General features: G+C 72.3%; 2 protein-coding genes. Both read right to left on the bottom strand.

Annotated features, from left to right (window positions below; translation table 11 throughout):
• Positions 1–11: 11 nt before the first annotated feature.
• Entirely contained in the window at positions 12–7,508 is a 7,497-nt protein-coding gene (locus M2283_RS20775) for a beta-ketoacyl synthase N-terminal-like domain-containing protein (RefSeq protein WP_280877812.1), read from the bottom strand.
• A 23-nt stretch (positions 7,509–7,531) separates the two neighbouring features.
• Positions 7,532–14,254, bottom strand: coding sequence for a type I polyketide synthase (locus M2283_RS20770; protein WP_280877811.1), 6,723 nt, complete (start codon positions 14,252–14,254; stop codon positions 7,532–7,534).

The following is a 14,254-nucleotide window of genomic DNA, read 5'->3' as shown; positions in this document are numbered from 1 at the left end:
AGGTGTGGCCGCTAGTCGTGGTGGATCTCGATGCCGACGTCGTCGAGGCGGTAGATCCGCAGGGTCGACTTCCAGACGTGGGCGGTGCCGAGGAGGATGATCCGGCCGGGTTCGCGGCGGATCTCCTTGACGTGGACGTCGAACTCCATGTCGGGGTCGGTGCGCAGGATCTGGCCGCGGTAGCTCCACTTCGTCTCGGTGCCGGTGCTGAGCGCGAAGCGCGGGTTGCGCAGTCCGTCGGTCAGGCCGCTCTCGACGGCATACACCTGAAGCCCCTGCAGCAGCGCCTCGACGCCGAGCGAGCCGGGCATGACCGGGTCGCGGTGGAAGTGGCAGGAGAAGTACCACTCGTCGGGCCGGATGGAGCGGTGCCCGCGCAGATACCCCTGGCCGTGCTCGCCGCCGCCGGGCAGGATGTCCAGCCACTCGACGAGGTCCAGGTGTCCGCCGGCCAGGCGCGGTCCGTGCCGGGCGGGCTCGGCGGACCGGTAGGCGCGCAGGTCGACCCGGCGGGTTCCCGGCGGCCTCGCGGGCTGGGTGTCCAGCCAGGGCAGCACGTGCTGTCCCTTGTCGAGGCCGACCTGGTGGGCGAGCGCCTTCTCGTTGAAGTAGCCGAAGAGGGACTCGCCGGTGTAGAACACCTCGCCTTCGCAGGAGAGTTCGTAGGAGAAGTTCTGCAGGATCGAGCCCGGCATCCGGTCGCTGGACAGCAGGGTCGAGCGGTGCTGGATCGTCTTTCCGCGCAGGTCGACGTCCTTGACGAGGGTGGCGTGGCCGTCCAGGTTGCGGATGCTGAACTGCTCCTCCGGCAGGGCCAGGGTGGCGCCGAGGTAGTAGCCGAGGAGGATGGCCGCCTGGAGGCTGGACTCCATGTAGATGCAGTTCGGCATGTACGGGTGGCCGTTGTCGGTGTAGTACCAGGCGTCCTTGGGCGCGTCGTACTCCGTCACCATCACCGCCCCGCGCTTGAGCGTGCCGCGGGTGCCCTCCAGCTTCATCACCCGGTCGACGAACAGGAAGTCGCCGTTGGGGATGTACGGGGCCCGGCTGTCGGCGTAGACCTCGAACTCCGGGCCCATCGCGATCGCCAGGTCGCCCTTGGCCGCGTGCGCCATGTGGAACTCGTTGAGCAGGGCGGGTTCTCCGGTGGCCGGGGAGAGCCGGCCGAGGAAGTGCGGGACCGTGCCGGCGGTCTCCGGGCGGTACGGCGTGCCGGGCTTCTCGCGCAGCCGGATGCCGAGGCCGGTGACGCCGATGGACGGGGTGCCGTCGCGCAGGACGACCACGTCGGCGACGAGCGAGGGGCGGGGCAGCAGGGTCAACTCGGTGATGTCGATGCGGTATTCGATCCGGCTGTTGCGCGGGGTGATCTGGCCGCGCACCTTCACCTCGGTACGCAGGTCCGGCACGGGCTGGAAGCGGGCGTCGGGGAGCGTGAGGTGCAGGCCGAGCGAGAGGGCGTACAACTCCAGGAGCTGGACGGCGCCTTCGGCGACGAGGGAGCCCGCGAGTACGGGGTCGTCCGGGAAGTGACTGGTGAAGTACCAGGCATCCGGCTGGAGTTCCTTGACGGCCTCGATCCTCCCCAACCCGTGCGGGCCGCCCTTCCGATCGAGGACGGTGACCTCGTCCGCCATCAGCAGCGGGCGGTTGGGCAGTCGCAGGGAGGTGTTGCAGCCGGGTGGCTGGCGGTGGCCGGGTCCGAAGACGTCGGCGATGCGGCCCTCGGAGAGGGCGTCGAGGTCGGCGGCGGTGAGGGCGGTGCGATGGGTGGTGGCGAGCGGCTTGAACGCCGAACGCCCGGGATCCGAACGGACCTTGAGCCCGGGAGCCACCCGCCCCTGCACCAGCCCCGGCGAACTCTCCAGCTCCTCGTCCGTGAAGAAGCCCGCGCAGGCGTTGTTGAGCTTGAGGATCAGCTCACCGTCGGCGTAGCAGTCGTAGTGGAAGAAGAAGAGCAGCGTGTCGCCCTGCCGCACGAACTGGTCGATCCAGATGTCGTAGCGCAGGGTCTGCCCGGTGCGGGGCAGGTCACCGACGAAGCTGAGGCTGCTGTCGAGGAGGCGGTAGACGCGGTTGCCGCGGTTGGTGAAGTCGGCGCCGAGATAGCTGATCAGCAGCAGGTCGCACTGCCCGGCCTCGATCGTGACGGCGGGCGGCACCTGCCCGTCCACCGCGTACCAGGCGTCCTCCGGGACGTCGTACTCGGTCCGGATGAAGGACGGCTTGAACTCCCCCGGCTCCGCGTCCAGTTGCGTGACGCGGGTGGCGAAGAGGTAGGGCGGGGCGGGGAGTCGTACGCGGCGCTGATAGCCGTCGATACGGGCGAAACGGGGGCCGAAGACGTTGCCGACCTTGCCGGTCGCGAATTCGAGGAGGTCCTCCTCGTCCCAGACGACACCTTCGGGCTTGGGCCGGTTCGAGCGGGTTGCCGGGGACTCGGGGACCGGAGGTACCACGGGAGCGAGGACCGCTTCGGCGGTGGGTGCGGGCGCGGGTGCGGCAACCGGTTCAACGACTGCCGCGACTGTGGCTGCGGCTGTGTCGACCGGTGCGGCTGTCGCCGCCGACAGCACGGCGACCAGTTCCTCGCGCAACTCCCGCTGGGCTTCGAGGACTTCCTGATGCGCCTCCAGGATCTCGGCACGCAGGCTGCGCACCAGGGCGAGGGTGGAGGCCTGGTCGCTGCCGGCCCGCGCCGACGGTTCCGGCTCCGGCCTCGGCTTCGGCTGCACCGCCGGCGGCACGGGCAGGGGCGCGCCGAAGATCGCCGGGCGCTGGGGTACGTCGGGGCGTGGAGCCGGTGGCGGTACGGCGTCCAGGGGCCGTGCCGGGACCGCGTCGGCGGGCACCATCGTGATCGGTTCCCGCTCCAGCGTCAGCGCGGGTACGGGCGGACCGTCGGGGCGGATCGGCATCGCGGAGTCCCATTCCGTGGGGTGGAGTTCCGGGTCGGGGAACTCCGGGGCAGACAAGTCCGGGGCGGGGGGCGGGGTCGGTTCGGGTGCCAACTCCCCGAACGGCACCGCAGGTTCGGACGCGGGCTCGATGAGCGGGACGTCGACCACGGGACGCGGCTCGGACAGCACCGCCGCGGTCACCGGCACCTGCGCCAGCACGGGCACCGGGACCGGCTCGGAAGCCGGCGTGGTCAGGACCGGCGTCGGCACCCGGACCGCCACCCGCTCCCCCACCGGAACCCTCCGAATCGCCCCGACGATCTCCCCCGCCTCCCGCGCAACCAGCGGCGCCACCGGCTCGCCGCCCACCGGGAACGTGCGCAGACCCAAGGGGCGTCGAGCGGCGGTCGTGCGCGGACGGAACGGAGTCAGGTCCACCGGGACGCCGTGCGCGGCGAGGCGCGCGACCAGGCGGGCGATGTCCGTCGCGCCGCGGGCGCCCCGGCGGTCGACGGGGACCGAGATGTGGGGGGCGTCGGCGAGGGTCTCGTGGATCCAGCGGGTGCAGGTGCTGGAGGGGCCGACCTCGATGAAAGCGCGGAAGCCGTCGTCGTAGGCGCGGTGGATGAGGCGGGGGAAGTCGACGGTCTCGCGGAGGGTGACGGCGATGTTGTGGGCGACGGTGTCCTGGTCGAGGTCGCCGACGGGGGCGTAGTGCCGGCTGCTGTAGAGGACGAGGTCGCCGACGTCGCCGGTGGGATAGCGGTTGAGGTCGGCGAGTTCGGAGAGGTCGCCGTCCACGACGGGGCAGTGCATGACGTGGTTGGCGGGTGAGCGCGCGCTGCGGCAGCCCAACGCGTCGATCAGGTCGCGGCATTGGGCGGGGTCACCCGCGACCACGACCTCGTCGGGGGTGTTGACGTGGGTGATGAAGACCCGGTCGTAGCGGGCGGCGGCCTCGCGGACGGTGTCCGCCGGGGCGAGCAGCACATGCGTCGCCCACACCGCCGCGTCGGGCACGTCGTCGCCGAGATGCCACAGCGCGCGGACCGTCTTCTTCGGCCCCCGCAGCCGGTCCACGAACAACGGTGACGCGTCGATCTTCGCCGTCCCGCGGGCCTCCTTGACCCAGCCGCCGGTCGCGAACAGCATGCTGCTCTCACCGAGGCTGTAGCCGAACGCCCCGTGCACCGGCACCCCGAGCACCTCGCGCACCAGGTCCGTCGACAGCAGCGCGTAACTCGTGCCCACGGCCAGCATCAAGGGGATGTCCTCGATCAACTCGGCCTCGCGGCGCATCAGTTCACGCCGGTCGAGCGGCCCGAGGGCACGCGGGTACAGCGCGGCCGAGCGGAGCATCTCGGCGGGCAGTTCGGCCTGCGCCTCAAAGCGCGGCAGCAGTCCGGGGAAGGCCCGGAAGAGGGCACGGCCCAGGCCGAGATACGAGTTGAAGGCCCCGGGGTACACCAGCGCCGTCTTCGTGCCGGGCCCGCCCGCCGGTCGCGCCGCGAAGCTGCTCCCGGACGGGGAGGTCCACTCGCCCCCGGCCCGGTACACGCCCGGCAGATCTTTGGCCGCCTGCTCCAACTGCCGTACCAGGCCTGCCGGATCGTCGGCGACCAGTACGGCCTTGAGCGCGGCCGGCCGGTCCTCCGCGAGGGCCGCCCAGTCGCCGCCGGCCTCGACGGCCGCGCGGACCTCGCCGAGCCGTCGTACCAGCGTGTCGATGTCGTCGGCACCGACGGGCACCACGAGGCTGCCGCCGGAGCGCACCCAGTCGGTCGCGGCGACCTCGCCCCGCGTCTGCGCGCCGCCGAGCACCACGTGGGCGTGGCTGCCCGCGGTCCCGGTGACGCTGACGGAGGCGGTACGCCGGCCCTCGCGGCGTTCGCGCAGCCAGGGCCGCGAGTCGGTGGCGAGGAAGAACGAGGACCCGGCGAGCCGCGCGCCGTCCACCCCGCCGGGGGCGATCGGCTGGTAGGCGTAGTGCAGGCACAGCGCGGCCCGGATGACGGAGGCCAGCGCGGAGGCGCAACCGGTGTCCCCCACCTGGGAGTTGACACCGCCGAGCGAGGTCCGCAGCAGTCCGCCGACCCGTACGCCCGTCCAGACGCGGGCGAGTCCTTCGACCACCTCTTCCCGTACCGCCCCGGCCTCCACCAGTTCGACGTCGGCCGGCGTCAACCCGGCTGCCGCCAGGGCGTCTTCGGCCGCGGCGGCGACGAGTTCCGGTGCGGGCCGCGGGTCGAGTGTCGGCGCGTGGTGGACGGCGAGGGCGTCGACGGTGGCGTACACGGTCCGTTCGGGCGGGATGGAGCCGGGCCGGGTGACGACCACCGCGCCGGCGCCGTCGCCCAGTACGGTGCCGGGCTCCAGGACCGAGCGGGCGAGCTGCGACTCGGGCCCCGCCGCGAGGTCGACGGCGCCGACCAGCACGGCCTCGACGCTCGGGTCGAGCAGCAGCAGCCGGGCGGTGTCGAGGGCGTCGACGCCGACCGCGCTGTCGGAGGAGACGGTGAAGGACGGCCCGGTGAGGTTCCACAGGGAGGAGATCCGGGCGGCCATGATGTTGCCGATGTAGCTGAGGACCTCGTTGGCCTCGATGGAGTCGTGGATGCCGTCCCGGGCGGCCTTGGTGAGGGCGGCCAACTGCTCGTCCGTGGGGTCGAGTCCGGCCGCCGCGCACCAGGCGGCGAGCTTGCGGCCCAGCGCGTACCGGGCGCCGTGCCCCTCCGCGCTGGGCTCCATCTCCATGCCGAGGACGACGGCGACCCGCCGCCCCTTGACGCCGGGCCCGGGACGCTCGTATCCGGCGTCCTTCAGGGCCTCCTCGGCGACCCGCATCATCAGCAGGTGCTGCTGGTTGAAGTGATCGAGGTCCTTGGGCGGGATGCGGTAGGAGGTGGCGTCGGCCTCGAACCCGTCGAGGTACGCCGCCTTCGGCACCCGGTCGTGGGCCAGCCCGGCCCGCTCCAGCGGCCCGCCCGGCGCCGACTCGAAGCCGCGCCACCGGTTCGGCGGCAACTCCCTTACTCCACTGAGGCCTTCGTACCCGGCCCGCTCGAACGCGTCGAGCGTGCTGAAGGAACCGAAGTGGGCGCCCATGCCGATGATCGCCAGGGTCGGCGGCTGCGGCCGCTCGGTGTAGTCGTCGGCGGGCTGCGCGGCCTGCTCAGGTCCGGACAGGACGACGTGCGCGTTGGTGCCGCCGAAGCCGAACGCCGAGACGGCGGCCCGGCGTACGCCGTCGGTGGCCGGCCAGGGCGTGGGTTCGCGTACCACCCGGTCCGCCACCGTGCCGGGCAGCGGTACGGCCACGCCGGTGGTCGGCGGGATGACGCCCCGGCCCAGCGCGAGGACCACCTTGACCAGGCTGCTCATGCCGGCCGCGGTCAGCAGGTGCCCGATGTTGCCCTTGACCGAGCCGAGCAGCGGGCCGCGCCCGAAGTACCGTTCCACGCCGTCGAGTTCGGTGCGGTCGCCGAGCGGGGTGCCGGTGGCGTGGCACTCGACGTACTGGACGTCCCGCGGCTCGATGCCCGCGTCGCGGTAGGCGAGTTCGTAGGCGGCGAGCTGGCCGGTGACGTTCGGGGCGAGCAGGTGCTTGCCGGGGCCGTCGTTGCCGAGCGAGACCGCGTCGATCACTGCGTACACCCGGTCCCCGTCGCGCCGGGCGTCGGCGAGCCGCTTCAGGGCGACCATGGCCGCGCCCTGCCCGGTGATGATGCCCTTGGAACGGGCGTCGAAGGGCTGGCTGAAGCCGTCCGGCGGATAGGCGTGCAGGTCGGAGAAGGAGAGGTGGATGACGGTCGGGTCGGGTGCGCAGACCCCGCCCGCCAGCATCAGGTCGGCGCCTCCGGTGGCCAGTTGGGCGCAGGCGAGCTGGATCGCGTAGAGCGCCGACGAGCAGGCCGCGTCCAGGGTGTGGCGGGGGCCGTCGAGGCCGAGGGCGGCGGCCACGACGTGGGCGGGCAGGCCGCCGGGCCAGAGGTTGTGCGCGTCGGCCGGGTTGCGGGGATCGCCTGAACTGTCGGCGCCGGCCGGACCGTTGGAGCCGACCGGACCGAAGGCCGAGGCGTCCCCCTCTCCCCCGGCCCTGGCCGGGTTGCCGTCCTCCGCACAGGACGGCAACCCGGCCGCGGGGAAGCCGGCCGCCGCGAGGCCCTCGAAGACCGCGGCGTCCCACAGCTTCCCCGCTGTGCGGCCGGAGGACGGCGTGGGGAACGGGTAGTTCCCGAACACCACGCCGGTCCTCCGGTCGCCTCCCCGGCCGTCCGCGGCAGCGGGGGATACACCCGCGTCGGCCAGGGCGTTGTCGGCCACCCGGAGCGCCCAGTGGAACGAGCGGTCCAGGCCTGCCAGGTAGTCGGCGGGCAGTGCGTACGCGGACGGGTCGATGACCTCCCCGGCCTCGACGAACCCACCGCGCGTGCAGTAGATGCGGTGCCGGTCCCCGCTCTCGTCCTCGGTGAGCGGTTCGTGCCCGAAGATCCGCTCGCCGCCCTCGGTACGCGAATCGACCGCGTCCATCAGGTTGTTCCAGTAGGTGTCCGGCGTGGCCGCCCCCGGGAAGAGGCACGACAGTCCGACGATCGCGTACTTGCCCATGACCGATCAGCCTCCGAGCGTCGTCAGACCGAGACCGCGGCCCGGCCCGGCTGCCGGAACCGGCTCTCCAGTTCCGCGTCCTCGACCGCGACCACGTCCCGCAGGACCGCCAGCACGCGGCCGCGCGGATCGAACGCGGTCACCGTGCAGGTCACGCCGGTCCGACCGGGCCTGATGTCCTCGACGGCGATCAGGAAGTCCCCGTCGGAGGGAAGCGGTTCGAACAGGCTCAGCCGCCCGATCTCCATGGGCAGGCAGGCCCGCCCGCGCCGCTCGCGCACCCAGACCAGCACTGACTGGAGCAACAGGTCGGCGAGGACCGGGCTGTGCAGCCGCCCGTGGTAACCGCCGTGCGCGGGGCGGGAGTCGGCCAACCGGGCCCGTACCAGCAGCCGTTGCTCGTCGACGGCCAGCACCGAGCGCAGTCCGCGCAGGGAGGGCCCGTGGAAGAGCGTGCCGTCGCGGTACAGCGGTGCCGCGTCCCGGCCGGCCGAGCTCCCGGCCAGGGCCGCCAGATCGGTGCGGTCCGCGGGCCGCGGCCCGGCGGCGCCGGTGCTCAACCGGACGCTGTACGCGGGCCGGCTGCGTCCGCCGCTGTCCACGGAGGAGGCGAGTACGTCGACTCCCACCCCGCCCGCGGCGGGCTCGACGGCCAGCCGCAGCCGCTGGGGCTGCTGCCCGTCGGGCTCGTCCCAGGAGACGCCCTTGAACACCTTGAAGCCGCTCGCCCCGGTGACGGCCTCACCGGTCGCCGTCTCGATCGCGTTGGCCAGCAGGCCGAGGGCCGCCGTGGCGGGCAGTACCCGTCGGTCGCCGATGGTGTGGTCGGTGAGCAGCGGTTCGCCGGCCAGGTCGGCCAGGGTCCGGTCGACCACCAGCGGGGCGAGCCCGGCACCCTGTGCCTCGGGCGGCGCGGACAGCGGGGTGAGCGGGCCGGTGACGATCACCGTGTCGTGCGCGTGGTCGGCCGTGAACTGCTCGGCGAACATGCCCGCGCCGGTCGTGAGCGGCACCAGCGCGATGCCGCGCTGAGCGAACATCGCCCGCAGGTCGTCGGAGACCATCCCGCCGTCCCAGGCGCCCCAGTTCATCGCGGTGACGCGCGCGTTGGGCAGTTCCCGCTTCAGGCGTACGGCGATCCGGTTCAACGCCTCGTTCGCCATGGCGTAGTCGGACTGTCCGCGGTTGCCGAAGAACCCGGCGACGGAGGAGAACAGCACCAGATGCCGCAACTCGGCGATACCGCGCAGGACATCGAGCACATTGCCGAGGCCGAGCAGCTTCGTGGCCAGCACCCGGCGGATCTCCTCGGCGGACTTCTGCGCGACGAGCCGGTCGGCCAGTACGCCGGCCCCGTGCACGACACCGGTGACCCGACCGGCGTACGGCGTCAGCACGCGGCGCGTCTCGGCGGCGTCGGTGATGTCGACGGTGAGGTACTCGACGCGGGCGCCGGTGGCGGTGAGCCGGGCGAGGTTCGCGGCGATCTCGCGGGAGGCGGTGATCTCCCTGAACTCGGCTTCCACGGCACGGGGGTTGGGCTTCTGCCCACCCTGCGCCGCACGCCGCGCGATCAGCCCCCGCAGCGCCGGGCCCTCGGTGCCGACGGCCCAGTCGGGCTCGGGAGCGGGTCGGCTGCGGCCCAGCAGCAGCAGCCCGGCGGGCCGCGCCGAGACGAGCGCGTGCAGGCAGTCGGCGGTGATGCCGCGGGCTCCCCCGGTCACCACGAACAGGTCGGCCGAGGACACCTCCGGAACGGCCGCCGCGCGCGCCTGATGCGGTTCGGCGGCGAGGGCGACGGTACGGCGTCCGGCGGGGTCGTGCGCCACGTCGGCGTACGCGCGGGACAGGTCGTCGATCTCGGCGAGGAACCGGGCACCGACCGTGGTCAGCGCCAGCTCCGGCGCGAAGTCGACGGTACGGACGAAGAGTTCGGGCACCTCGATGGCAAGAGTCTTCACCAGCCCGGCGACCCCGCCGAGCAGCGGGGAGGCGTCTCCGGCACCGCGATACCCACTCGCCCCGTCCAGCCGCGTGACCGCGACGAACCCGGCCCGGGTGCCCTGCGCCGCGACCGCCTTCAACGCGGCCAGGCTGTTCTTCGCGACCAACAGGCAGTGCTCCAGCCGCCGCGTCCCCTCGGCCCACTCCGGCCCGGCCGCGGCCGCCATCTGCACGACGAGATCGACCCGCCCGCTCGCCAGATTCGCGGCGAGCTCCCCCTCGTCCCAACTCACCAGCCGCCGCACGGCATCCGCCTCCGGCACGACGCTGTCCACCCCGGGAAGCGACACGACCTCGACCCGCCAACCGTCTCCACGCAGCGCGCCCGCGAGCGGCCGGGTCAACAACGACCCGTCGTCCACGACGACCGCGGTACGGGACTCCGCGTAGGCACCGACGAGGGTGTGGGGCGAGGCGATCTCCGTGACGTCGGCGTAGGTGCGGCCGATTCCGGGGGTGGGGGGGTAGGTGATGGTGAGAGGGGTGGTGGGGGCGGATGCGGGTGCGGGACTTGAGGTGGGGGTGGGGGTGCTGTCGGTGGACACCGTGGAGGCCAGGAAGCCGGCGATGTCGTCCAACGTCCGCAGCTCCGCGAGCACTTCGGGGTCGACGTCTTCGGAGACCGGATACGACTCCTGCAACGCGCCGAGAATCTGCACCCGCTTGATCGAGTCGATGCCCAGATCGGCCTCGACATCCATCCCCGGCTCCAGCATCTCCACCGGGTAACCCGTCTTCTCCGCCACCGCACCGAGCAGCGCGTCCATCACGCCCGCGGCTACAGCGGAGTTGGAGACGGAGGCGGGGGCAGGCTCGGGTTCAGGAGTGGACGCGGGGGCTGGAGCGGAAACGGGCGCGGGCGCGGGAGTCGCTTCGGTGGACACCGTGGAGGCCAAGAAGCCGGCGATGTCGTCCAACGTCCGCAGCTCCGCCAGAACCTCCGGGTCGACGTCCTCGGAGACCGGATACGACTCCTGCAACGCGCCGAGAATCTGCACCCGCTTGATCGAGTCGATGCCCAGATCGGCCTCGACATCCATCCCCGGCTCCAACATCTCCACCGGATAGCCGGTCTTCTCCGCCACCGCGCCCAACAGCGCGTCCATCACACCGGCGGCGACAGCCGCGTCGGCGACAGAGACAGGGGCGGGCTGGGGTTCAGGTTCGGTTACTGGAGTTGGCTCAGGAGCCGCTTCAGCAGGCAGGGTGGAAGCGAGGAATCCTGCGATGTCGTCCAGCGTCCGCAGCTCTGCGAGCACTTCGGGGTCGACGTCCTCGGAGACCGGGTACGACTCCTGCAACGCGCCGAGAATCTGCACCCGCTTGATCGAGTCGATGCCCAGATCGGCCTCGACATCCATCCCCGGCTCCAGCATCTCCACCGGATAGCCGGTCTTCTCCGCCACCGCACCGAGCAGCGCGTCCATCACACCGGCGGGTATGGCCGAGCCGGCGACAGGGGCAGGTTCAGGCTCAGGAATGGGCGCAGGCTCGGGCTCGGGTAGGTACACAGGTTCCGGCTCGACAACCCGATCGTCGACAACCCGATCGTCGACGACCTCTGTCTCAACGATCTCCGCTTCAACGACTTCCGCCTCGACGACCTCCTCCGCGACGGTCTCCTTCTCGACCGCCGCCCCCCGCAACGCCTCCAACAGCAGCCGCGTGGACCGCTCGTGCGCCGCGCCGATCGTCGCGCCCTGCTCCCGGATGAGCCGCAGCGCGGCCTCCGTGTCGGGATGTCCCCCGGCCCGTACGGACTGTTCGAGCGAGCGCACCGACGCGTGGACCGTGTCGACGTGGGCGGTGAGGATCTCCGCCTGGAGGCCGAGCCCCTCGCGTACGACGGACTCGATGCCGTCGTCGGCGGAACCGGAACCGGAACCGTTCACGGGCGCGGGTGCCGCCGCCGTCAGGGCCAGCGGCTCCGACAGCGCGTCCCGATAGGCCGAACGCCGTTCCTCGGTCACGTAGTTGATGCCGCGCAGCGGGATGGTCATGCCCTTGCGGGCGGCCTGTTCGCGGCGGGGCTCGACGCGGTCGTCGAAGCCGACCAGGGGCAGTCCGAGGACGGCCAGTTCGATCGCCGCGCGCTTGAGGGAGACCTCGCTGTCCTTGGAGGGGCCACCGTCCACCGCGAGGGTCACGACGTCGGTGCGGCCTTCGAGGATGCGGTCGACGAGGTCGGTCAGCACGCGCTTGGGGCCGAACTCGACGAAGACGCGGAATCCGTCGGCGTACATCTTCTCGATGCCGGAGACGAAGTCCACGGGCTGGAGCAACTGGTCCACGAGGGTGCGGCGGTTGGCCGCGGTGTCCGTGCCGTAGGCGGAGCCGGGCGTGTTGGCGTAGACGGGGATCGCGGGCGTTTCCAGTCCGGTGGACTCCACGGCCTGGCGGAACGCGTCGGCCGCGTGGGCGACGAACCCGGTGTGGAAGGCGGCGGAGACCGGCAGCCGCTTCGCGGGGATGCGGCGGCCCGAGACGTCGGCGACCAGGCGGTCGATCTCGTCGGTGGGGCCGCCGACGACGATCTGGCCGGGGGCGTTGATGTTGCAGATGGCCACGTTGCGGTAGGTGGCGACGAGGGCCTGGACGTCGGAGAGCGAGGCCCGGATGGCGGCCATCGCGCCGGGGTCGAAGTCGGCGGGGGCATGCTCGGGCGGGGCCATCGAGGTGCCGCGGGCGCGGGCGAGCCGGGCGAACTGCTCGTCGTCGAGGGCGCCGGCCGCCCACAGCGCGGTGAGTTCGCCGAAGCTGTGGCCGATGACGCCGTCGGCGCGGAAGCCGAGTTCGCGCAGCCAGGTGTACTGGCCGGCGGAGAGCGCGCCGATGGCGGGCTGGGCGAAGTCGGTGCGGCGCAGGGCGGTTTCCTGCTCGCGGCGGACCGTGTCGGTGAAGGCGGGCGGCGGGAAGACCGTGCGGGCGAGGGTGTCGGGGCCCTCGGTCAGCCGGTTGGCCCGGTCGAACGCGGCACGCAGGGGCGGCAGTGCGATGGCGGCCCGGCGGCCCATGCCGACGTACTGGCTGCCCTGTCCGGCGAAGACGGCGGCCGTCTTCACCGAGGTGGGCAGGGCCGCGCGGCGGTAGGTGATGCCCTTGGGGTGCTGCCAGGAGGGGGCGTCGGGGCGGGCGCGCAGCAACTCGACTGCGGTGTCGCGCAGTTCGGCGAACTCGACGTCGCTGCGGGCGACGATGCCGATGCGGGCGTCGGAGGCGGGGATCGCGCCGGTCTCGTCGGTGGCGGCGCCGTTCTCGATGCGCAGGGCGAGCGCCTCGGGTCCTGCCGCGTGCCACAGGCCCCAACGCACCACGGGGCCAAGGGTCTTGGCGTCGGTGCCGTCGTGCTCCTCCAGCACCATGTGGAAGTTGGTGCCGCCGAAGCCGAAGGAGGAGACGGCGGCCCGGCGTTTGTCGCGCTCCGGGTCCAACACCCAGGGGCGTGCCTCGGTGTTGACGTAGAACGGGGTGCTGGCGGGATCGAGGGCGTCGCTGGGGGTCTCGACGTTGATGGTGGGCGGCAGGACCTTCTGGTGCAGGGCGAGGGAGAGCTTGATGAGGCTCGCGGCGCCCGCGGCGGCCTTGGTGTGCCCGATCTGGGACTTGACGCTGCCGATGGCGGCGTAGCCGTGGTCGTCGTTGCCGGCCGACACCACCGAGGACAGGGCGGCGAGTTCGGTGTGGTCGCCGACCGCCGTGCCGGTGCCGTGCGCCTCGAAGAGTTCGATGGCGGAGACCGGGACGTCGGCGTCCGCGTAGGCGCGGCGCAGGGCGAGTTGCTGGCCCTCGGCGCGCGGCGCGTAGATGCTCTTGAAGCGGCCGTCGCTGGAGGTGCCGATGCCGCGCAGCACGGAGTAGATGCGGTCGCCGTCGCGTTCGGCGTCGGCGAGGCGCTTGAGCGCCAGCATGCCGATGCCCTCGCCGATCAGCGTGCCGTCGGCGGACTCGTCGAAGGGGCGGATCTGCTGGGTCCTGGAGAAGGCCGGGGTCTTGCTGAAGCACATGTACATGAGGATCGTGTTCTCGGCGTCGCAGCCGCCGGTGATCATCATGTCGGCGCGGCCCTCGATGAGTTCGCTCACCGCGAGCTTGACGGCGGCCAGCGAACTGGCGCAGGCGGCGTCGACGGTGCAGTTGGTCCCGCCGAGGTCGAAGCGGTTGGCTATGCGGCCGGCGACGACGTTGCCGAGCATGCCGGGGAAGGAGTTCTCCTCCCAGGGGATGTACGCCTTCTTGAACCGCTGCGCGATCTCCTCCGCGTCCGCCTCGCTCAGGCCGACACTGCGCACGACCTCTTTGAGGACCGGGGTCTGCAGGCGGGCGGAGAGGGGCTGGGTAAGGGAGTTGGCCCCGGTGATGCCGAGGATGACGCCGGTGCGGGAGGCGTCGTACCAGTTGCTCTGGTCCGCGCCCGAGTCGCGCAGCACGTCCCGTGCCACGGTCAGGGAGAGCAGCTGGAGGATGTCGGTGACCTCAAGGGTGTTGGGCGGGAGCCCGAACTCCATCGGGTTGAAGGGGATTTCGGGCAGGAAGCCGCCGCGCCGGACGTAGGTCTTGTCCTCGGCCGCCGGGTCCGGGTCGTAGTAGTCCTCGGTGTTCCAGTGGCTCTCGGGAACGTCCTCGATGCAGTCCTCGGCGTCCACGATGTTGTGCCAGAACTCGCGCAGGTCGCGCGACTTGGGGAAGAGGCCCGCCAACCCGACGATCGCGATCGGTGTCTCGGCCAGACGTGAGTGCTGCAC

Source organism: Streptomyces pseudovenezuelae, assembly GCF_029892565.1.
Classification (GTDB): Bacteria; Actinomycetota; Actinomycetes; order Streptomycetales; family Streptomycetaceae; genus Streptomyces; species Streptomyces pseudovenezuelae_A.
Note: the sequence above shows the minus strand (reverse complement) of the source record. Positions and strands in the feature narration are given on the sequence as shown.